The organism is Archangium sp. (genome assembly GCF_045802675.1).
Classification (GTDB): Bacteria; Myxococcota; Myxococcia; order Myxococcales; family Myxococcaceae; genus Archangium.
The window spans coordinates 53,652-74,715 of the sequence record NZ_JBJMQO010000076.1; the positions used below are offsets into that span (position 1 = coordinate 53,652).

Genomic DNA, 21,064 nt, shown 5'->3' on the forward strand with positions numbered 1-21,064 from the left:
CGTCTCAGTACGTCACGGTCACTCGAACATACCCTTCGTGCCGGGAGTAGTTGATTCCGGTGCCGGGCTCCGAGGACGAACGGACTCCCAACAGGTAGCCGGCCCCGAGCACCATCCAGCGCTGGAACTGGTACTGGGGCCCCACGTCCAGCTTGTAGAGCGTGTCGTGCCGGACGCCCTGGAAGCTCAGCAAGTCGAACGAGGTGGCTCCCCGCAGGGTGAGCCGGCCGCCGAGCAGCGCCTGCGCCTCCAGGTACCCGCGGTCATCTCGGAACAGGCCGAAGGCCGCCACCGGCTCGAGGCTGCGCGCATAGCCGAGCTTGAGGGTGGCCGTGGCGCTCACCAGGTAGCTGGCCTCGAGCTGGGCGAGGATGGCTCCGGCCGACGCCGCGCCGAAGTCCTGGCCCCAGCCCACGGTGGCCGTGAGGGCGATTTTCGGCGTCACCAGGCCCGCGAGGCCCGCCTTGCCGTGCAGCAGCAGGGCGTCCGGGGTGTCTCCGTGGGCATAGCTGCGCCAGTCGAACTGGGCGTCCGCCACCACGGCCGTCTTCGGCAGGAAGCGCCAGCGGGCCTGCAGGCCGGCGCGCACGTTGCCGTAGTCGAAGCGGTCCACCAGCGAGGGATCGCACTCGGGGCCGCCGCAGCCCACTGGGGGCAGGGCTCCGGACGCCTTGAAGTGCTCCACCGCCCAGGCGAACTGGGGCGTCACCTCGAAGGCGCCGCCGCCGGGCCGCAGCGGCACGCTCAGGCGCACCTCGTTGAAGAGCGACAGCACGCCCGCGCCGATCGCCGCGCTGCGCGTCTGGTCCGAGCGCTGGAAGTGGTCCGCCAGCTCTGCGCCGATCGGCGCCTGCTTGTTGAAGGCGACGTTGAGGTCCGCCATCCCCTCCAGGTGGGAGGTGGCCGTCGAGCCGGGGGTGATCAGGCCCGTGTAGTGGACGTAGTCGGCGTGGCCCTTGAGGTCCAGGGACAGGGTGGAGCCGGGAAGCTCCAGCTTCAGCCCCGGCCGGATGTGCATCAGGGCCTCGCCCGACAGCTGGTCCGACACCAGGGTGGGGTCGGTGGTGCCCGGCGGGGGGAAGTAGCCGACGGCGCTGTCGTAGCGGGTCTCGAACTCGAAGGTGAAGTGCAGCCGGCCCTCACCCACCTTGAGGCCGTTGCCGTTCCGGGGGCCGCTGTCCACGCTCTGCCCGAACGCGGGCCATGACGCCGCCATCGCCAGCAGGCACAGGGCCCTCCATCTGTTGGCAGGCTGCGTCATGAAGCGGTCAAACCCCAGGACCCGCCGTCATACCACGCGTCTCCGGGGGGCCCGAAATGACTTCCCCCGGTGCCCCCCGGCCCCGGCCGCCCGGGGAGCAGGAGGCCAACCGGGTTGAAATCATTGGACGGCGCTGGCCGGGGGCGGGCGGATGACGACGTCGTCCGGGGGCTTGGGCCGGGTGGGGTCTCCGCCGGGCAGGTCCTTGGGCTCCTCGACCTCCACCGACATGTTCTCGTCCGCCTGGAAGGCGAGCTGCCCGATGCACTTCTCCGCCTCGGAGCGCATCTGGGAGACCTTCTGTTGGGCGATCATCACCTTGGTGTACTCGTGCTCGCCGGAGGTGGTGTCCCGGGTGGCCACGGCCTCCTGGAGCGCCACGTCCGCCTGCTCGGAGATGCGCAGCAGGCCCTTGATTTGGGTGAGCTTCTCGTTGACGCAGTTGAGCTTCACCACGTCCTTGGCGCGCCGGGCCTCCTCCAGCTTGCCGAGCACGTCCCGGAGCACCTCGCGCATGGTGCCGAGCGCCTTGGTGCTGCGCTCGAGCTTCGTGGTGTCCGGCACGTCGCTGGCCTTCTCCACCTGGAAGGGGGAGACGCCGGGCGCCGAGGCGGGGCGGGGGACCGCACGGGGCGTGGACTGGGCCAGCGCGAGCCCGCCCACGAGCACCACCGCCAGCATTCCGATGTAGCGCATGACGTCTGCTCCAGGGCCGCGGCGCATGGCCCGGACGCTAGAGAGCCGGGCCGGAGGTGTCAACGCACGGGCTTCTTCAAGCCTGCCTGGCCGTGAGGCGGGCATTGGCCTCGCGCACCCGCGCCGAGAGGATGCGCGCGATGTTGATGACGACGAAGGTGAAGCCGTCCCGGTGCACCTGGCGGAAGGCGGCCAGGTGGTGGGTGGTGAGCCGCAGCAGCATCGCCTCCGTGCGCGCGCGCACCGTGGCCGAGCGGTACTCCTTGTCGATGAGGCTCATCTCCCCGAAGAAGTCCGGGGCGGTGAGCACCGTGAGGGGCCGGGGCACGCTGCCGCCCTCCCCGCGCACCACCTCCACCTCTCCGCGGACAATGACGTAGAGGCTGTCGCCCAGCTCGCCCTCCTCGAACACGACCTCGCCGGCGGCATAGCGCCGCTGCTCGGCCAGCTCCGCGACGTGCGCCAGCTCCGTACTGGAGAGCATCTCGAACAACGGTGACGACGAAATGACGGCCAGCTTTTCCATGTCTCCCGACCCCCCGGGATTCAGGCTGCTGGCCCCATTGTCTACCCCGCGGGCGAGAACACGAAGGGGTAGGCCACCGGGACTTCGTCATCTGGTTTGAAGGGGAACACCCAGCTGCGGATGACGGTGCGGATGCAACTGCCCACCGCCTCGTTGCCCAGGGTGTTTTCCTCGATTTCGATGTCCCCCGTGCGGCCGGAGGGCAGGATGTTGAAGCGCACGAGCACCTTGCCCTTGAGGCTGGGGTTGCGCTTGAGCTCCTTCTCGTAGCAGTTCTGGATGGCCTTGAGACGGGCCTTGATGTAGCGGACGAGCGCGTCGCGATCGACCTCGGAGCTCTCCACCTCGGGGGTGGCGGCGGTGACGCGGCCAGAGACAGCCACTTCCTTCTTGGTGCCGAGGTCCACCTTGCCGCCGCCGCTGGTGCCGAGCTCGCCGATGCCCGCCACCTTGCCGGTGCCGCCGCCGCGAGGACCACTGGCGCCCACGGAGGCCTCGGTGGCCACGCCCACGCCGCCCGCGCCGGCCAGCGCCTGCGCGATGTCCCCACCACCAGTGCTGCTGCCGAGCACGTCCGCGAACGCGCCCCCGCCCGCTCCGCCGTTGGAGCCGAGAATCTTGAGCAGGCCCTTGCCGGCCACCTTCCTGGCCACCTCGGCGCGGTGGGCGGCGGCCTGCTCCGGGGTGGAGGGCTTGGACGAAGCGTCGGCGGCGGGCTTGTCGTCCGACTCGCTCGGCTGGGGCTTCTTCTCCTCGGTGGCGGCGGCCTGGGCCGAGTCCACGCTGGGCTTCTGGGGCTCCTCGGCCTTGGGCGGCATGAGCACGCGCGCGAAGCGGTCCGGGAGCTCGTCGAGCGACAGCTCGGGCTCGGGGGGCGGCTCGGAGCCGATGATGATGGCGGCGCCAGTGAAGTGCAGCAGCAGGGAGGCGGCGAGGATGGCGAAGAACATCCGGTCCATCGTCCGCCAGGAGCCGCCCTGGAGATCCGGAGGCAGCCGGGGCTTCTCGGACTCGGGCGGGGGGGTGATGAACTGGAAGAAGAGGCGGAGGTCCTTGTCGAGCTCCACCACGCCGCGGGCGCTCTCCTGGAGGGGGACGATGTACTGGTCGCCGCGCTCCATGGCCTGGCCCTGGTCGCGCAGCGCGTGCAGGTCCACGTCCGAGGAGCCGAGGTCCACCCGGCCCCGCATGTCGTCGTTGAAGACGAGGTTGTACTGGTTGGCGCGGTACTCGAAGACGGGGAAGCTGGCCGGCAGGTCCGGCAGGGGCAGCACGAGGGAGTTCTTCGGATCCTGCCCGACGGTGAAGTCACCGGGCTGGAGCAGGTGGCGCTCCTCGAGGATGCGCGTGCCCTGGAGGAGGCCGACGCGGAGGATCCGGTTGTGCTGGGGGGAAGCCATGTCTCGTCTCTGGGAACCTTCCTACCCTAGAAAGGTTCCTTCTCCACGCTCTGGACGACCTTGGGCGTGAAGCTCTCGGCCTTGTTGAGCTCGTCGAAGTTCAGGTTGGAGCGCTGGAGGATGTAGAAGGCCTGGGGCTTCTGGATGTGGCCCTCGACGGTGATGGCGTCCAGGCGGATGACCTTCTTCTGCTTGGAGCCCTTCGACTTCGAGTCCTTGGACTCCTTGGCGGGCTCCTTGGAGGCCTCCTGGGCCGCCGGGGCCTGCCGGGGCGCGGTGTCCTGGGCGGACGCGGGCACGGCGGCGAGCAGCAGCAGGGCGAGGGCGGGGCGCATGGGAGGGCTCACTTCTTGTCCTCGGCCACTCTACCCGAGCCGGAGGGCTTACGGGCAGGGGGCGCGGCCTTCGCGGGCGCGGGTGTAGGCGACTTGTCAGCGGCGGGGGTGGCGGCGGTCTTCTTCGGCTCCTCTGGAGCCTTCTTGGCTGCTTCGGCCGCCTGGGTCTCCCCGGCCTTCTCGTCGGCCTTGGCCTTGCGCAGCTGTTCGCGCTTCTCGCGCTCGCGCCGGCGCTCCTCCTTCTCGATGCCTTTCCTGGCGTCCTTCACGTAGTCGTCCACGCGCTCGTCGCGGCCGCCCTTGGCGCGGTACTGGTCGAAGTAGGAGAGGCAGGCCTGGAGCCGGACGATGGCGTCCAGGTCCTCGGGCTCGGCGTCGAGGTGGAGGATGGCGAGGTTGAAGTAGGTGTCGGGCAGCTCGGGGGCGAGGCGGAGCACCTGCTGGTACTCGGCGAGGGCGCGGGGGAAGTCGCCCTGGCCGCGCCAGGCGTTGCCGAGGTTGAGGCGGGCGGAGACGAAGCCGGGGGCGGCCTGGACGGCGGCCTCGAGCTCGTGGAGGGCGGCGGGGTAGTCCTGGGCCTCGTTGAGGAGGGCGCCGAAGTTGTTGCGGGCCTCGGCGAAGTCCGGCTTGAGCTCGGAGGCCTTCTTGAAGGACTCGAGGGCGGCGGGCCGCGAGCCGAGCGCGAGCTGCACCAGCCCGAGGGCGTTGTGCGTGGCGGCGTCCTCGGGGGCGAGGGTGCGGGCGTTCTCGAGCACCATGCGGGCCAGCTCGTACTTGCGCTCGCGGTAGTACACCTGGGCGAGCAGCTGCATGGCGCGCACGTGGCGCTCCTCGGACTTGAGGATGCGCTTGGCCTCGGTGGCGGCGGCGTCGAGCTTCTTCTGGCAGAGCAGCGCCTGCACGAGCGCGGTGCGCGGGGGCACGGCGTCGGGCTTCGCCTGGAGCTGTTCGCGCAGCGAGGACTCGGCCTGGGCGGCGTGGCCGGTGCGGCACTGGAGGCGGGTGAGGTTGTCCCAGGCGGCCTGCTGCTCGGGCTTCAGCTCGAGGGCCTTGCGGTAGGAGCGCTCGGCGTCGTCGTTCTTGCCCAGGCGCTCCTGGACGATGCCGAGGTTCGTCCAGGCCTGGTCATCCTGGGGGCGGCGCTCGACCTGGCTCTGGTACGAGGACTCCGCGGCGAGCAGCTCGCTGCGCCAGGCCACGGCCGGCGCATCCGCGGCGGGAGGGGCGAGGGCGGCCTTCGACGCGGGAGTGGGCGCGGCGGAGGCGGCGGGGGCCGGGGCCTCGGGGCCGGGCTTGGGAGTGGTGGCGCAGGCGGCGGCGAGCAGGAGCAGGCCGGGGGCGAGCAGTCGGCGCGGGTTCACCTGCCACCTCCCAGGAGGCCCTCGGGGTAGAGCTGGTCCGAGGCGATGGCGTCCTTGGGCTCCTTGAGCACCGGGTACTCCTTGGGCCGGAAGCGGTGGAGCGACTCGAGCGTCTTCTTCGTCCACTCGTTGGAGATGCGATTCTTGCGCGCCTCCTGGAGGGTGGCGGCGTAGCTCTCGACGGCGGAGTCCTCGAGCGTGGCGGTCTGCTGGGCGAGCAGATCCTGGTAGGCGACCACGGCCTCCTCGCCGAGCCGCTTCACGTCCGGAGGGATGGGCGTCTCGATGATGGTGTTGGCGAAGCGCTCGAGGGCATGGCCGCGGCGGTAGAGCGCGGCGAGCGTCCACTCCAGGCGCTTGTAGGGGTAGACGCGGGCGAAGGCCTCGTTGACGGACTTCACCGCGTTGCGCTTGGCGGTGAAGCTGCGCTCGAGCGCCTTGCCGTTGCCGCCAATCCTCAGCGCGTCGAACTTGCGGAACTCGGCCTCGGCGAGCTGGAAGCGGCTGTAGGCGGCGGCATCGGCGGCGCGCGGTTGGGCGTCGGGCTGGAGCTTGCGGCGGTCGAACTCGTCCGCGGCGGAGGCATAGGCGCGCAGGGCCTCCTTCTCGTTCTTCTGCTTCGCCCACGCATCCCCGATGCGGCGCTTCGCCTCCACCACGAGCTCCACCTGGGCGGGCTGGGAAGCGAACTTGCGCACGAAGGACTCGAGGGCACGGATTTCGCCCTTCCAGTCCTCGCGCTTCTCGAGGATGAGGGCGGCGCGGAACTGGTTGCGCGGGGCGTCCTCGGCGGTGGGGAAGAGCTCGGCGTAGCGCTGGAAGGCGGCGGCGGCCTCGGCGTAGCGCTGCTGGCCCTCGAGCAGGTTGGCGGCGTTGAAGAGGGCGGCCTCGCGGTCCTTCGAGGCGGGGTAGTCCTTCACGAGCCGCTGGTAGCGCTCGACGGCCTTGTCGAAGTCGTAGGAGTTCTGCGCGTTGACGGCCACGCGGAAGAGGGCGGCGTCGGCCAGGGGCGAGGAGGGGTACTCGCGGAAGATGCGCTCGTAGAGCTTGAGGGCCGAGTCGAAGCGCTGGGTCTTCTCGTAGGCGACGGCGGCGTTGTTGAGGGCCTTGTCGGCGAACTCGTGGCGGGGGGCCTCGTCGACGAGCTCGATGTACTTGGCGGCGGCCTCGTCGTACCTGCCCTCGGCGAGGAGCTGGTCGGCGAGCTTGAAGCGGCCGGCGAGCTTGAAGCGGACGAGGTCCTTGTACAGGTCGCTCTTGGGGTCGATGACGTCCTTGTTGCTCGCGAGCTTGCCGCTGACCTGCTCGACGCTCTTCCAGTCCTGGTCGATGAGGAACGTCTCGACGATGAGGTTGGTGGAGAAGCGGGCGACCTCGTGCTGGGGGTACGTCTTCACGAGGGACTCGAAGCGGCGGCGGGCCTCGGGGAAGTCGTCGTGGGCGTAGTAGAGCTCCGCGGCCTTGTAGGCGAGGGTGGGGTTGCGCTCGCTCCTGGGCAGCTTCGCCACGTGGAGGTCCGAGGCGGCCACGAGCCTGGCCTCCAGGGCGGTGAGGGGCGAGGGCTTGACGGGCTGGCCCTCGGGGCGCTCGCTGGAGCGCAGCGGGGTGGGGGCGGGCTGCTTGCCGGCCTTGATGTCCACCTCGAGCTGCTTCTGCCAGGCGAGCACCGCGCTGAAGGCCGCCTCGGCGAAGTACTTGTCGCCCTGGGCCGAGTCGCGCACCCGCTCGTAGTGCCTGGCGGCCTCGCCGAACTGGAGCGAGTTGTAGAGACACTCGGCGGCGTAGAACTCGAGCTCGTAGCTGTTCTTGCTGCGCGGGAAGCGCTCCAGGTACTTGCTGTAGGCGGAGGCGGCGGTCTCGAAGCTGGCGCGGGCCTGGTCGACCTTGCCCTCCTGCTTGAACACGAGCGCCTGCTGGTGGTGGTAGATGGCGCTGGAGTAGAGGCTCTTCTCGGTGAGGTCGTTGGCGGTGGCGAGCACGTCCGGGTCGTGCTGGTGCTGCTGGTACCACTGCGAGCCGGGCGAGTAGAGCTCGGAGAGCTTCTGGGCCTCGGTGGAGGACTCGGTGAGCTTGCGGTCGCGCTCGTAGGCCTGGACGATCTTCTGCTGGAGCTGCGGGGCATCGGGAGCGAGCGGCTCCTTGTCGAGCACCCGCCTCCAGGCGGCGATGGCGGCGTCGTGGTTGGTCTGGTCGAAGAAGACGTCACCGAGGCGGCGGTAGATTTCGGGCTCGTAGGAGCGGTGGCCGAGCTTCTCGAAGTAGGCCTGGGCCTTGTCGAGCCCGCCCCACGTCTCGTCGGCGAAGGAGATGGCGGTGTACTGGAGGGCCTCGGTGCGCAGGTCGCCGCCGCCGGCCTCGTCGCCCCTGGCGGCGCGCTGGGCCTCGTAGAAGTCCACCAGGGCGATGAAGCGATCGACGGCCTCGTCGAAGCGGTCCATGCGGTAGTACGTCCACGCGAGCTTGTAGAGGGCCTTGTCGTAGAGCGGGTGTGAGGTGTCGCGGACGGCGGACTCGTAGGCCTGGGCGGCCTTGGGGAGCGCGTCCGGGTCGCTGTAGGAGTCGAAGTGGTACTCGCCGATGCGCACCCACGCCTCGATGGAGAAGCGGCTGGCGGGGTAGTGCTCGATGAGCTGGTGGTACGCGGCGAGGCCGTCCTCGAAGGCGTTCTGCTTCTCCAGGCAGTAGCCGAGCAGGTACCAGGCGCCGTCGTTGAGCCGGTAGTCCGGGAAGCGCGCGAGGAGCTTCTTGTAGAGGGAGATGGACGGGTTGAAGTCGGGCTGCGGCTCGGGAGGCGGCTCGGCGCTGTCGGGGAGGGCGCGCAGCTTGTCCTCGTACTCGCGCATGGCGACGAGGTGTTGGTCGCTGGAGCGCTCGTAGTACAGCTCGGCCAGGCGGAACGTCACGTCCGGCGTGGAGCTGGAATCATCGGGGTAGCGCCGGAGGAACTCCTCGAAGCGGGCGATGGCCTCCTGACGCTCCTGGCGCTCCTCGTCCTCGAGCTTGGAGATGGCCTTCTCGTACGAGTCCGAGAGCCTGTCGCGGCGCTCCTGGTACTTCTTCTGGATGAGGCTCTGAATCTCCCGCTTGTACTCGCGCGACTCCTCCTCGTAGCGCTGGACGGCGGCGCTGAGGTCCTCGAGGAGCTTCTCCCGCTCGGGACGTACCGGCTCCTGCGCGGCGGCGCGCGCGGTGGCCAGCATCAGGAGGGCGAGGAGCAGGGGGCGGCGCATTCGGATTCGCCGCATTCTAGCCAACGTGGTGGGTGGCTCCCAGGACTGTCAGGTGAGGGCAGGCAGGCGAGCGGCCAGCCGGGACGACCGGGCCGCTCCTCTCCGTTCAACCCGCGTCGGGAGGTGAAGGCGGAGACGGGACTCCCGGTGAACCTGCGTCCGGGTTCTGAACGCCACCATCCAGGCCCAGGGAACCGGCGTCTGGCGAGTGGGGGGCAGGGGCGCCTCCGTCGAACCTGGAGGAAGAAAAACTGGGATCCGTCTCGCCCCAGACGCCACCCACCTGGGAGGTGGGAACAGGAGTGCCTCGGGGTTCCTGCCCCGCGGCGTCGGAAGCCGGGTTCAAATCCTCGGGCTCACCGTCGAACAAGCGGCGGAGGATGCGGCCATCCTTGCTGATGGCATATTTCACACCCCCGTCCAGCGGGATGGCGCCTTGTTCGCAGGCCCTGGGGTCCGGACCAATCTCCACGAAGATGATGTCTCCCTGGCGGATGACCCGGTAGCTGTGTGCTTCCTGTCTCTCCCAACACTGTCGCTTCCGGCCATTGGGAGGGATGAAGTCATTGGCGGCGATGGTGAGGGCTCGAAGTGTTGCACCGTCCAATTCGTAGGGCTTACCAGTCTCGCCAATGATGGTCGCGAAGTGTTCGTGGAAGTTGGGGAACCGGATGGAGGTGTCTTCTTGTAGCGCTGGTTTCTTGAACAGCGCGCAACTCGAGAGGATGACGGTCAGCGCGAGGGATAGGTTTCTCAGTCTCATGGCGCGCCCTCGGTGGAGTTCTGGCAGGGAGCCGTTTTCTTCTCGAAACGAAAGTCAGTCCTGGCGAACCATTTGATGGTGCCAGTCTGCTCGCAGTGCCACGCACCCTGGGCGCTGGTCCACTTGAGTAATTGACCTGTGAGCGGGATGTATTGAAAGAAGCCGTCACACGTCGGATGCGCGGTGTCGTCCGAATCCGAGAAGAAGGCGATGATGGAGAGCCGGATCTTTCCATCCCTCGTTTCGACCTCGAAACCATCCTCGTCCCCCTTCGAAACAATGAAGCGAATGTCATAATCGGAGAGGGTGGAGTTGTAGGGATGGTTATGGAGAGCGAAGACGTACTTGAGGCTGCCCGGTGGATACCGTCGATCTTCCACGACCGGAGGGAGGATGCAGCTTTTCCTGCTGTTCAGATCGTCTGGCCTCGACTGGTCCGTCAGCATGCTCATCTCATACTTGTGCTCTGGGGTGTAATAGAGCCAGGCACAATACTCACTGGATAACCGCCAACGCAGTTGGAAGTCCTGACTGCCGACGCGACCGGCAGTTGCATTGGGTTTCGAAAGGATGCGTGGGCAAGCGGCGAGCAATGCATCGGAGAAGTGATCGAATGAGCCAAAGCCCGGCATCGGGCCTGGGATGCGGTCCAGTAGAGGTTGCCCGGGGTTCGGGCGCACCACTCCTTCAATGGCCTGGGGCGATGAACACCCTGAAGCCATCAGGGTGGAGGCCAGCACGACTCCGCACAGTCTCATGCGTGAATTCGCGTAGGTCATGAGCTCCTTCCAGCCTCCCTGCCTCGTTCCCAATGCTCAGGCGCTCTCGCGTACCCGGAAGCATCAGGGAAAACATCAAAACCCTATAGACCCGACAGGATAGCAGTCCCGGTGGAGAGTGGCAATCTGCTGGGACCACTCTACCGGACATGACTGCAAAAGTCATGTGATGTGACCTGAGCGCAGGAGTTCACGTCGCGGTGGATGGCCGCGCGCCGCACATTCCGAAGCCGAAGGACGCTTCCTAGTTCACGTCCTTGAGGACTTCCTCGAACTCCTTCTGCAGGGACTGCAGCTCGTGGTCCTTCTGCGAGGAGAGCTTTTGAATCTCCGTCGTCTTGTCCTGCTTGCGGGTGAAGGCCACGTCCACCAGCCCCACGTCCGCCTTGAGGACGAGGTCGTAGAACTGCTTGCGCACCTTCTGGATGCTCTCGAAGGCGATGCGGCCCACGAGGTGGCGCGCGTCGCCCGTCACGCTGGCCACCTCCTGGTGATAGGCCTTGAGCTGCTGCTGCTCGGCGAGCACCTTGCCGCGGATGATCCTCCCGCGCTGCTCCACCTGGGTGCGCAGCACCTGCCGGGCCGTGTCCACCCGGGCGCGCAGGGCCTCGGAGCGCTGGCGTGCCTCGTGGACGCGCGTCAGCAGCGCCGCGTCGTCACCGGACAGCCGGCCCTCGGTGGACACCATCAGCGCGTGCTCGCGGCGGAGCACGTCGCGGTACTGCTCGCGCAGCACGTCCTCTCCGGACACATAGGCGTTGGCGGAGCCGCGCTCGGCCGCCAGGTTCGAGCGCACCTGCTGCAACTCGGCCTGGAGCGCCGCCACCGTCTGCTCTTCTTTGCGCAGCTGCTCGAGGAACGCGTTCTCCTCCTCGGGCGTGTTGTGGCGCTCCGCGCGCGTGTCGTCCAGCCACTTGCGCGCCGCGGTGGCGATGGCCTGCATGCTCTGCAGCTCGAAGCCCAGTTGGAAGGCCTCTCGGTCCAGCTCGTCCACCCGGTCCTGCATCCGGTGCTGCCGCGTCTCCAGCTCCTGCGGGTTGGTGGGGAGGCGGGTCAGCCGTACGTCCAGCGCCGCGCGCTCCTGGCGCAGGCCGTCCATCGCGGTGCGCTCCTCGGGGGTGAGCTGGTCGCGCAGCACGTCGCCCTCCACCTGCACCAGCCCCTGCTCGGCCCGCACCAGCGCGCTGTCCACCGCGTCCGCCCGGAGGTAGCCCTCCTGCAGCACCGGGAACACCTGGAGTCCCCGCTCGCTCAGCGCCTGGAGGATGCGCGTGGCGATGCCCTCGGACTCCTCCACGCCCTTCTGGCTGGCATTGAGATCCTTCTGCATCCGCACCGCGTCCGTCACCTCCTGGTGCGTGGTGGCGAAGGCGAGCGCCATCGGCGGCAGCAGCGTGGTGACGTCCAGGGTGCGGTCGTTGCGCGCGAGCAGGTTGTCGAAATACGCGACGGGGTCCTGGTTCACCTTCAGCAGCGCATCCACCTGCTCGCGCACCGGCTTGTACGTGCCGATGAGGCCCTCGAACGTGGTGGTGGCCTCGTCGTAGTGGTGCAGCTTCAGCTGCAGGTGGCCCTGGAGGAGTTGGGCGTCGGCGGCGGTGGCGGCCCCGGGCTCCATCAGCAGGAGGATGTCCGTGGCGTTCTTCGCCTTCGCGAAGTCGCCCTTCTTCACGTGCACCCAGGCGATTTCATAGAGCGAGTCCACGAAGGATTCACTTTCGCGCGGAATCTCCGCGTACCGGTCGAGCGCCTCGTCGTACCGCCCCAGCTCGTAGAGCAGCCGCCCGAGGGACAGGCTCGCCAGCTCCTTCAAGCGCCGCAGCTCCGGCTCCTCCGGCGTGCCGGCGGCCAGGGGACGGAAGCGCTCCACGGCGCCCTCGTGGTCTCCCGCCTGCACGGCCAGCACGCCGAGGAAGTACGCGCTCTGCTTCTGGAAGCGCCCGCCCTCCGCTCCGGCCAGCTTCTCGAAGGCCGCCCGGGCCTGCTCGCGCCGCTCGGCGTCCGGCAGGTCCGTCCGCTTGAAGAGCCACTTGGCGTAGACGTAGTCGAGCTCCGGCGTGAGCTGGCCCCCGGACAGGCGCCGCGCCCGCTCGATGAACTCGTCCAGGCCCGCGAACTGGTTGAGCCGGCCGGCGATCTCCAGGTAGCGCGCGAGCGCGTCCCGGTAGCGGCTCGTGTCGGAGAGCGAGAGCAGCTCGCGCAGGTAGATGCGCGCGCCCACGTAGTTCTGCTGCTGGTAGAGCGCGTCCGCCAGGTAGAAGAGCGCGCTCGGGTAGCGCGGATGGGCGTGGAACTTCGGGTCGCCCACCAGATCGTAGAAGAGCACCGACGCGGCGGCCCAGTCCCCCAGCAGGTACTGGATTTCCCCGTCGGAGAAGCGCCGCAGCTCCTCTTCCTCCTCACCGGGCTCGGGGCGCTCGGTGTACTGCGTCTCCACGAAGCGGAGGTTCTCCTCGGCCGCCTTGAGCTGGCTGGCGAGCTGCTCCAGGTGCGCGGACAGCTCGCGCGCGGAGGGGCGGGGAGCGGACGGGGCCTCCGCGGCATGCGCGAGCCCCGGCGCCACGAGCGTGGCCACCGAGAGCAGCAGGGCATGGAGGCGGGACGTGCTCAAGGCCGGCCCTCTACTTCGTTTCTGCGGGGGCCGTGGCGGCCGGCTTCGCCGAATCGCGCGCCGAGTCGATGTCGTAGCGCACCGCCGGCCGGTCCTGCAGGTCCGTGGTCAGCCCGCCCTTCTCGAAGCCCACCACGCGCACCGTCGTCACCTTTCCGGGGTCCGCGTTGAAGGTGTAACTGGATTGCACCTTGAAGCGGTAGCCCTCGAGGTAGCTGAACACCCCGAAGCCATGGCCGCGGTAGACGAGCCGCACGGCGATCTGATGCTGGCCCGGCACGATGCGGCCGTTGAAGATCTCCAGCTCCGGGTGCTTGGACAGGTCCCCGGTGTCGTCGTCCGTGCGGGTGAAGATGGGCGCGCCGTCCAGCGCGTACGCCACCGACTCCAGCACGAACGAGTCGCCCATCTCGTTGCGGTGGACGAGCACCGCGCGCGCTCCGGTGGAGAGGTCTCCTCCGAGCACCGTCTCCTGCAGCAGCTGCAGGCGCGCCTTGGAGCGGAACACCTTCTCCTTGAGGTCGACGACCTGCTCCTCCAGCGTCCGCACCCGGGTGTTGAAGGCCTCGTCCGCCGTCTGCGCCTGCTTGCCCGCGGGCACGGCGGGGGAGGCCGCCGCGGGAGCGGGCGTGGCAACGGCTCCGGGGCCCTGCTGCGCGAACGCAGGGGCCCCGAGGGCCGTGCCGGCCAGGGCCAGCACGCGGAGGATGGTGGAAGCGAAGCGCACGGCGGAGCGACCTCGTCTGCGGGCGGACCCGAGGGCCCGCCCAGCGTCCTAGCCGCCCTTCTTCAGCTCCGTCAACACGAGCTTGGCCACGGCCTTGAGCGTGTCGAACACGCCCACGCCCGTCGGCGCCACCGCCTGGTACTCGGGGATGTTGCGCGGGTTGAGCGTCTTGCGCATCTCCTCCATCGTCACCGCGTTGGGCAGGTCGCGCTTGTTGTACTGCAGCACGTAGGGGATCTTGTCGAGAACGTACCCCTGCTCGGCCAGGTTCACGCGGAGGTTCTCCAACGACTCCATGTTGGCCTCCATGCGCTCCACCTGGCTGTCGGCCACGAACACCACGCCGTCCACGCCCTTGAGGATGAGCTTGCGGCTGGCGTCGTAGAAGACCTGGCCCGGCACCGTGTACAGGTGGAAGCGCGTCTTGAAACCGCGGATCTCACCGAGCGACAGCGGGAGGAAGTCGAAGAAGAGCGTGCGATCCGTCTCGGTCGAGAGCGAGATGAGCTTGCCCTTCGTGTCCGCGGCGGTCTTGTTGTAGATGTACTGCAGGTTCGTCGTCTTCCCGCACAACCCGGGACCGTAGTAGACGATCTTGCAGTTGATTTCGCGAGACGAGTAGTTGATGAAGGACATGGCTTCCCGGGTTACTCGCTGAAGAGGTTGTCGATATCGTCGTCGGAAATCTCGGCGAACGGAGAGCCGGCCCCGGGACCATCCGTCTTCTTCACGAGGCTCTCGAAGATCTTGGTCAGCTCGTCACTGGCCTTCTTGATGCGCAAGCGCACCAGGCCCAGGCTGGTCCGGTTGTCGAAGATGACAACCAGGACGACCCGGCTCCCGACGATGGTCATGTAGAGCGAGTCCTTGGCCCCCTCGTGGAATTGATGGGGGAACTCGTTCTCGCCAATCAACTTCGCGAGGCCGCCCATCGCCGCCACGTTGCCGGCCGTCAGCGAGGCCAGCGAGGTGGTGTCGATGTTCTGCGTCTGACCCGCGGAAGAGATGAGCTGCCCGTTCTTGTCGACGAGGAACACCACCTTCGCGTTCGCGTCCTTGGTCAGCCGGTCGCAAACCGCGTTGATCTTGGTGAACTCCTCTTCATACATCACCAGTTGCGTGCCCATGGGCGTTTACGCTCCTAAGCGTCTCGCTCGACCTTGTACTTCCGCGGCCCCCGAGGGTTCCCCGTAGGTTTCCGGAATGAATTTCGGAGGTTAGGTGCGGCGCTCCCGACCGGGGGAGCTTTAGCAAAGCCCTTCCAACCCGGCAAGAAGCCACCGCCTTCCGGAAAAGCAGGTGCTCCCGGGGCATGCATGCAGGCACGTGCCCACAGAGGTTGCCTGCTGGGCGCCGGGAGGGGGGGAGGGGGGAGGCTCATACGTCGGGACATCATCCCCGAAGGGGAACATGGATTTCCAGGCGCTTCCAGTTTCGAGGGGTCCTGTCGAGTATTCACTATACTCCGGCCGTGCCGTTCCGCGTGCTGCCCACCTTCCGATTCCTCCTACTTGCGCTCACCCTGCTGGGGGCGCTGCGTGCCTCCGCTCAGGCGCTGCCCATGCGGGACGAGCGGGTGTCGCTGCGCCTGCGCTACGGGCTCGCCTTCCGCTCGGGCGCCCAGGAGGCCGGACCGGCGGTGCAGTACGGCGGCATGACGCCCAATGACCTGGCGCTGGGGGCCACGGTGTTCGGCGGCAGCGGGTGGGGGGCGTGGGCCGGGGTGCAGCGCGAGGGCTTCAGCCTCACGAAGGACGCGCAGCTCGTCACCGGGGGCGGACTGCTGCGGGCCTCGGTGGGGCCGGCGGTGCGCGCGATGCTGGGGCCGGTGCGCACCGAGCTGAGCGCCGGCTACGGCTACGCGCAGCTGCCGGCCTTCTCCAACGACGGACAGGTGCGGCTGGTGCCCACGTCGCGCCACGCCGCGCTGGTGGGGGCTCGCGCCCAGGTTCCGCTGCCCTGGAGGCAGGTGCGCGCGGAGGTGCGCGCGGAGGTGCCCGTGGCCATCGGCTCCTCGTCGAGTGGTTTTTCGGCCGGTGGCGCGTTGCTGCTGCCGGTGCTGCGGCGGGGCGAGTGGAGCGGGGCGCTGGTGCTGGACTACCAGTACGTGAGCGACTCGCTGACGACCGCGGACGGATTGAAGTCCCGGCAGACCCTCAGCCGCGCGGGCGTGGCGTTCGAGCTCTCCCTGGGGAGCAGGACGGGGACGGCGCGGCCGGGGATGGGCGAGCTCTTCCTGTCGGTGGTGGACGCGGACTCCGGCCAGGCGCTGCCCGGGGCCCAGGTGGAGCTCACCGCGGGCGGTGTGGCGCAGGCGCCTCGCGAGGTGGACGCCGCGGGGCGGCTGCGGGGCGTGGAGCTGCCGCAAGGCGAGGTGCTCGCGCGGGTGAGCGTGGGGGGCTACCTGCCCGTGGAGGAGCGTGTCACGGTGATGGAGGGCGGGCGCGCCGAGCTGGTGGTACGGGCGCACGCGGAGCCGCGCGTGGGCACCCTGCGGGTGAGCGTGGTGGATGCGCGCAGCGGGCAGCCCCTGCCGGGGGCCACCGTCGTCGTGGGTCAGACAAAGCTCCTCACCGACGTTGCGGGGGCGGTCCTCGTGGAGGGACTCGCCCCGGGTCCACTGGAGGTGAAAATCACCGCCGAGGGCTTCCGGGGGACCCAGGAGGTGGTGAGCATCGCCGCGGGGGCGGAGGCGGAGCTGCCCGTCTCGTTGGCCTTCGGGCGTCAGGGAGCGCTCGCCACCCTGTCTGGCCAGGTGCGCAGCGTGCGGCAGGGCAAGCCGCTCCAGGCGACACTCGTCATCCCCGAGGCGAGGCTCCGCCGCCGGACGGACGCCCGGGGGTCTTTCCAGGTCCAGCTCAAGCAAGGTAGGTATCGACTCATCTTCTCGGCTCCCGGTCATCTCCCCCAGACCAAGGTCGTCACCGTGCATGACGGCGAGCAGGCCATCTTCAACGTCGATCTCTTCCCCAAGAACCGGTGAGCCCCCTGCGCCTTCGTATCCTGTCCTCCCTGTGCCTCCTGCTGGCCACTGCCTGCGGTGAGGACGCGCCGTCGTCGCCTCCCGCGACTCCTCCCTCCGCCGAGGTGGCGAAGCCGGTGCCAGCGCCGGTGGTGGACGCGGGCGTGGTGGCGGAGCTGGCGCGGCTCGAGAAGGTGACGGGAGAGGTGAGGCTCGAGCGCGGCGGCAAGACGTCGCCCGCGGTGACGGGCCCGCTGTCGCGTGGGGACGCGGTGGAGACGGGCGCGGAGGGCGGCGCCACGGTGCGCTTCGCCGACGGCCGCACGGTGGAGGTGGGCCCCGACGCGCGCTTCATGCTCGACGAGGACGCCAACGGCGTGGTGCTGGCGGTGTCGCGCGGTCTCGTGCTGTCGCGCGTGCCGGCGGACGCGGGGCGGGGAGCGGCGGGCCCCCGGGTGCAGCTCACCCTGCTGACGCCCTTCGGCCTCACCCGCGTGGGCTCGGAGGAGAGCGCGGTGCAGGTGGACGTGGGCCAGGATGCGAGCCACGTGGAGGTGCTGCTCGGCGACGTGGAGGTGGTGGCGAAGAACGGGCAGTCGGTGAAGGCCACGCAGGGCCAGGCCGTGTCGGTGAAGCCCGAGGGCGTGACGACGCGCGTGCTGGAGCTGGCGCCCGTGCAGGTGACGGTGAACGCCGCGACGGGCCGCGCCGAGTGGAAACAGAAGGGCAGCGCGAAGTGGCGTGGGGTGGACAAGGACGGCGAGGCGCTGAAGGCCGGCGACAGCGTGCGCGTGCGCCAGGGCACGGCGCTGCTGAAGCTGGAGGGCTCGGAGTCCATGCTCGCGCTGGGCACGGGCGGCGAGCTGGTGGTGGAGGGCGTGGACCGGCGCGGCTCGACGGACGAGGCGCGGTTGGATCTCCTCAAGGGCGAGCTGGGGCTGATGCTGGCCCCGGGCCGCGCCAGCCGCGTGGTGCTGCCGGGACTGCTGCTGGAGAGCAGTGGCGGCGCCCGGCTCGACGTGCGGCGCACCGGGGACGGCTTCACCGTGGACTCGCGCGCGGGTGACGTGACGCTGGTGCGCGGCGACGCCCGCGAGCCCCTGCGCGCCGGCGAGCGCGCCACCGTGGAGGAGGGCTCGGCCCCCGCGCAGGTCGAGCCGGTGGAGCAGGCGCCGATCTCGCTGTCCTCCGCCGACGGCCAGCAGGTGTTCCACAAGCGCTCCTCCGAGGTGTCCCTCACGTGGCCGGAGGCCGGCGAGGTGCGGGTGGAAGTGGCCTCGGACGCGGACTTCAAGAAGCCGGTGCTCGCGGGCGTGGCCCGGCACGGTTTCGTCAACGTGATGGCCCCGGTGAAGGGCTCGCTGTACTGGCGCGTGCGGCGGCCGGATGGCGCGCAGGTGGCGCAGGGCAGCGCGTCCTTCGGGCCGGAGCGTTCCTCCAAGGGCGAGCTGGACCGGTTGCGCAACCGTGTGCCCGAGGGCTCCGACAAGACGACCATCTTCTTCCAGGACAAGCCCCCGGCCGTCACCTTCACCTGCCAGGCCGAGCCGGGCGCGGCGTCCTACAAGGTCGCGGTGTACCGCGCCGGGGCGCTCGGCACGCCCGTGGCGGAGCGCTCCGCCTCCTCGCCGCAGGTGCCGCTCGAGGCGGGCGTCCTCAAGGAGGGCAGCTTCCTCTGGTCCATCACCCCGCTGGCGCACAATGGCCGGCCGGTGCGCGGCGGACGGATGAGCAAGCTGGAGCTCGTCTTCGACAACTCCGTGCCCACGCTCGTCGTGAGCGCTCCCCGCGAGGGACAGCGCTCCGCCGGGGGCCGGGTGCGCGTGGCCGGAGTGGCTCCGGTGGACGCGGCGCTCTCGGTGAACGGCAAGCCACTGACGCTCGATTCCAAACACCGCTTCGACACCTGGGTGGCCCTCGAGGGGAAACCGCCCCGCGTCGTCTTCAAGATGTCACGCCCCGGCGCACCGGATGTACATACCGTGCGCACCCTGAAGTGAGAGGCCCCGCATGACGACTCCCCAATCCCGGAACGACTCTGGAGGGAGCGCCGAGGCGCAGCTCCGGCCCTATGGCCAATACGTCCTGGTGCGCAAGCTGGCCGAGGGCGGCATGGCGGAGATCTTCCTCGCCAAGCGGCTCGGCGCGGACGGCTTCGAGCGCAACGTCGTCATCAAGCGGATGCTGTCGAACCTGTCGGGCCTGCCGGACTTCGTGGAGATGTTCCGCGACGAGGCGCGGCTGGCGGCGCGGCTGGTGCACCCCAACGTGGTTCAAATCCACGAGCTGGGCTTCAGCGACGGCTGCTACTACATCTGCATGGAGTACCTGCCGGGGGAGGACTTCTCCTCCACGGTGCGCACGGCGAGCTTCCGGGGCGAGTACGTGCCGGTGCCGCTGGTGCTGCGGGTGCTCGCGGACGCGGCGCGCGGCCTGCACTACGCGCACGAGTTCACCGACGAGTCGGGCCGGCCGCTGAACATCGTCCACCGCGACGTGTCGCCCTCCAACCTGTACGTGACGTACGAGGGCCAGGTGAAGGTGCTGGACTTCGGCATCGCCAAGGCCGAGTCCCGCCTGGCCCACACGCGCACGGGCGTGGTGAAGGGCAAATACGTGTACATGGCGCCGGAGCAGGCCCGGGGCGGCGAGGTGGACCGGCGCGCGGACATCTTCTCGCTGGGCGTGAGCCTCTACGAGGCGCTCACCCACGTGCGCCCCTTCGCCCGGGACAACGACCTGGCGGTGCTCAACGCGCTGATGGCCAGCGAGTACCAGCCGCCTCGCGCGCTGCGGCCCGACCTGTCCCCGGAGCTGGAGGCCGTGGTGCTCCGGGCCATGGCCTTCGATCGCGAGCACCGCCACGCCACCGCCGCCGAGTTCGCGGATGACCTGGAGCGCATCCTCCAGGAGGAGCCTCATCCGCCCAGCGGTGCCCAGGTCGCCGCGTACCTGCGCTCCAGCTTCGGAGATCAGCGCTACACGGAGAAGACGCGCATCCCCACGCTCGCGACACTGGGGCAGGTGGGCCTGCCGGTGCCCGTGACGTTCTCCGGGCCCTCGCCGCTCTCGGCCTCCGGGGCCATGGCCACCGCGTACTCCGAGGGTCGCACGAGCGTCGTTCCCTCGCAGTCCGGCACGGGCATCCCGACGGTCCAGCCCGCCGCGCGCTCGCACCGGGGAGGACTCATCGCCGGAGTCCTCGGGGGCTGTCTGCTGCTGGCGGCGAGTGCCTTCGTGGTGGGGCGCAAGCTCGCGACGACTCCCACCGACGCGGTGCCGCCGGCGCCCGCCCCGGTGACCCAGGCCGCTCCGCCACCGGCGAATCCCACGCCCACGCCCGCGTCACCCGGCGCCGCGACTCCAGGTGGCGCCGTGGCTCCGGCCGCCATCGCCGAGGCGCAGCAAGCCACCCAGGCCCAGCCTCCCGTGGAGACTCCTCCCGAGGCCGTGGCCGCCCAGCCCGAGCCTCCGCCGCAGGTGAAGACGCAGGTCCGCACGTCGAAGACGCTCGTGACCCTGGAGGCCGTGGACATCCAGCGCGTGGTGACGCGCAACCGGGCGCGCATCATGACGTGCTTCGAGCAGTTCAAGCGCGACCTGCCCGCGGACGAGGGCGATGTGAAGGTGCGCTTCACCATCTACTCCTCGGGCAAGGCGGACGCGGAGACCCAGGGCCCACTGGCGGCTCGGCCCGTGGGCAAGTGCCTGGAGAAGCAGGTGGCGCGCCTGCGCTTCCCCGCGCACCGGGACAAGGAAGTGACGGTGGTGCTGCCCTTCGGCTACCGCGTCACGCGGTAGCCAGCAGGAGCCCGGGGCCTACAGCTCGCGCCGGGCGCTGAGCGCCTTGGCCAGCGTGGCTTGGTCGGCGTACTCGAGGTCGCCGCCCATGGGCAGGCCCTGGGCGATGCGGCTCACGCGGAGGCCCATCGGCTTGAGCAGGCGCGTGAGGTAGAGCGCCGTGGCCTCGCCCTCCACGTCCGGGTTGGTGGCGAGGATGATCTCCTCGACATGGCCATCCCCCAGCCGCGTGAGCAGCTCCTTGATGCGCAGCTGCTCGGGGCCCACGCCGTCCAGCGGCGAGAGCACCCCGTGCAGCACGTGGTAGCGGCCCTTGAACTCGCGGGTGCGCTCGAGCGCCATCAGGTCCGCGAACGTCTCCACCACGCACAGCACGCGCTCGTCGCGCCGCGCGTCCCGGCAGAAGCCGCACAGCTCCGAGTCGGTGAGGGAGAAGCACCGGGCACACAGGTGCACCTTCTCCTTCACCTCGCGGATGGCCTGGGACAACTCCTGGGCGTACTCACCGGGGGCGCGGAGGATGTGGAACGCCAGCCGCTGCGCGGTCTTCTCCCCGATGCCGGGGAGCTTCGCCAGCTGAGCGACCAGTCGGTTGAGAGGGTCGGGAGTCAT

At 69.5% G+C, this 21,064-nt stretch carries 17 protein-coding genes; 3 read left to right on the top strand and 14 right to left on the bottom strand.

The window, feature by feature from the left end:
* Positions 1-4: 4 nt before the first annotated feature.
* The 13 genes from ACJ8AN_RS20455 to mglB all read right to left on the bottom strand — a co-directional run bounded on the left by ACJ8AN_RS20455 (position 5) and on the right by mglB (position 14,816).
* Positions 5-1,261 (bottom strand): hypothetical protein, encoded by a 1,257-nt coding sequence (locus ACJ8AN_RS20455; protein WP_407757084.1) that lies wholly within the window; start codon positions 1,259-1,261, stop codon positions 5-7.
* Between the two features lie 120 nt (positions 1,262-1,381).
* Positions 1,382-1,957 carry a hypothetical protein gene (locus tag ACJ8AN_RS20460; RefSeq protein WP_407757085.1) on the bottom strand — a complete coding sequence of 192 codons (576 nt, stop codon included), beginning with the start codon at positions 1,955-1,957 and terminating at the stop codon, positions 1,382-1,384.
* Positions 1,958-2,033: 76 nt separating this feature from the next.
* Entirely contained in the window at positions 2,034-2,483 is a 450-nt protein-coding gene (locus ACJ8AN_RS20465; RefSeq protein WP_407757086.1) for a cyclic nucleotide-binding domain-containing protein, read from the bottom strand.
* Positions 2,484-2,524: 41 nt separating this feature from the next.
* Positions 2,525-3,883: an AgmX/PglI C-terminal domain-containing protein gene (locus ACJ8AN_RS20470; protein WP_407757087.1), complete on the bottom strand. Its 1,359-nt coding sequence runs from the start codon at positions 3,881-3,883 to the stop codon at positions 2,525-2,527.
* Positions 3,884-3,909: 26 nt separating this feature from the next.
* The gene (locus ACJ8AN_RS20475; RefSeq protein WP_407757088.1) at positions 3,910-4,218 is read right to left on the bottom strand and encodes a hypothetical protein; all 309 of its coding nucleotides are present in this window, start codon (positions 4,216-4,218) and stop codon (positions 3,910-3,912) included.
* Positions 4,219-4,226: 8 nt separating this feature from the next.
* Positions 4,227-5,579 (bottom strand): tetratricopeptide repeat protein, encoded by a 1,353-nt coding sequence (locus tag ACJ8AN_RS20480; RefSeq protein WP_407757089.1) that lies wholly within the window; start codon positions 5,577-5,579, stop codon positions 4,227-4,229.
* Positions 5,576-8,809, bottom strand: a complete 3,234-nt coding sequence (locus tag ACJ8AN_RS20485) for a tetratricopeptide repeat protein (protein ID WP_407757090.1) — start codon at positions 8,807-8,809, stop codon at positions 5,576-5,578. The genes ACJ8AN_RS20480 and ACJ8AN_RS20485 overlap by 4 nt, the downstream gene beginning before the upstream one ends.
* Positions 8,810-8,915: 106 nt before the next feature.
* A complete protein-coding gene (locus ACJ8AN_RS20490) occupies positions 8,916-9,572 on the bottom strand; it encodes a hypothetical protein (RefSeq protein ID WP_407757091.1) in 657 nt (218 codons plus the stop codon).
* Positions 9,569-10,351 (bottom strand): hypothetical protein, encoded by a 783-nt coding sequence (locus ACJ8AN_RS20495; protein WP_407757092.1) that lies wholly within the window; start codon positions 10,349-10,351, stop codon positions 9,569-9,571. The genes ACJ8AN_RS20490 and ACJ8AN_RS20495 overlap by 4 nt, the downstream gene beginning before the upstream one ends.
* A 244-nt stretch (positions 10,352-10,595) precedes the next feature.
* Positions 10,596-12,962: a tetratricopeptide repeat protein gene (locus tag ACJ8AN_RS20500; RefSeq protein WP_407757093.1), complete on the bottom strand. Its 2,367-nt coding sequence runs from the start codon at positions 12,960-12,962 to the stop codon at positions 10,596-10,598.
* A gap of 10 nt (positions 12,963-12,972) precedes the next feature.
* A complete protein-coding gene (locus ACJ8AN_RS20505; RefSeq protein ID WP_407757094.1) occupies positions 12,973-13,689 on the bottom strand; it encodes a dihydrolipoamide acetyltransferase in 717 nt (238 codons plus the stop codon).
* Positions 13,690-13,737: 48 nt separating this feature from the next.
* Positions 13,738-14,325, bottom strand: coding sequence for a gliding-motility regulator Ras-like GTPase MglA (mglA, locus tag ACJ8AN_RS20510; RefSeq protein ID WP_407757095.1), 588 nt, complete (start codon positions 14,323-14,325; stop codon positions 13,738-13,740).
* Positions 14,326-14,336: 11 nt separating this feature from the next.
* Positions 14,337-14,816, bottom strand: a complete 480-nt coding sequence (mglB, locus tag ACJ8AN_RS20515; protein WP_047856129.1) for a gliding-motility regulator GTPase-activating protein MglB — start codon at positions 14,814-14,816, stop codon at positions 14,337-14,339.
* Positions 14,817-15,160: 344 nt separating this feature from the next.
* Here mglB and ACJ8AN_RS20520 point away from each other — a divergent pair, with 344 nt between their 5' ends.
* Genes ACJ8AN_RS20520 through ACJ8AN_RS20530 form a run of 3 tightly spaced genes read left to right on the top strand, consistent with a single transcriptional unit; the run spans position 15,161 to position 20,452 of the window.
* The gene (locus ACJ8AN_RS20520; protein ID WP_407757096.1) at positions 15,161-16,672 is read left to right on the top strand and encodes a collagen binding domain-containing protein; all 1,512 of its coding nucleotides are present in this window, start codon (positions 15,161-15,163) and stop codon (positions 16,670-16,672) included.
* Positions 16,669-18,651, top strand: coding sequence for a hypothetical protein (locus ACJ8AN_RS20525; RefSeq protein WP_407757097.1), 1,983 nt, complete (start codon positions 16,669-16,671; stop codon positions 18,649-18,651). The genes ACJ8AN_RS20520 and ACJ8AN_RS20525 overlap by 4 nt, the downstream gene beginning before the upstream one ends.
* Before the next feature lie 10 nt (positions 18,652-18,661).
* Complete coding sequence (locus tag ACJ8AN_RS20530; RefSeq protein ID WP_407757098.1) at positions 18,662-20,452, top strand: protein kinase domain-containing protein; 1,791 nt, start codon at positions 18,662-18,664, stop codon at positions 20,450-20,452.
* An 18-nt stretch (positions 20,453-20,470) separates the two neighbouring features.
* Here ACJ8AN_RS20530 and recR read toward each other — a convergent pair whose 3' ends face one another.
* Entirely contained in the window at positions 20,471-21,064 is a 594-nt protein-coding gene (gene recR, locus ACJ8AN_RS20535) for a recombination mediator RecR (RefSeq protein WP_407757099.1), read from the bottom strand.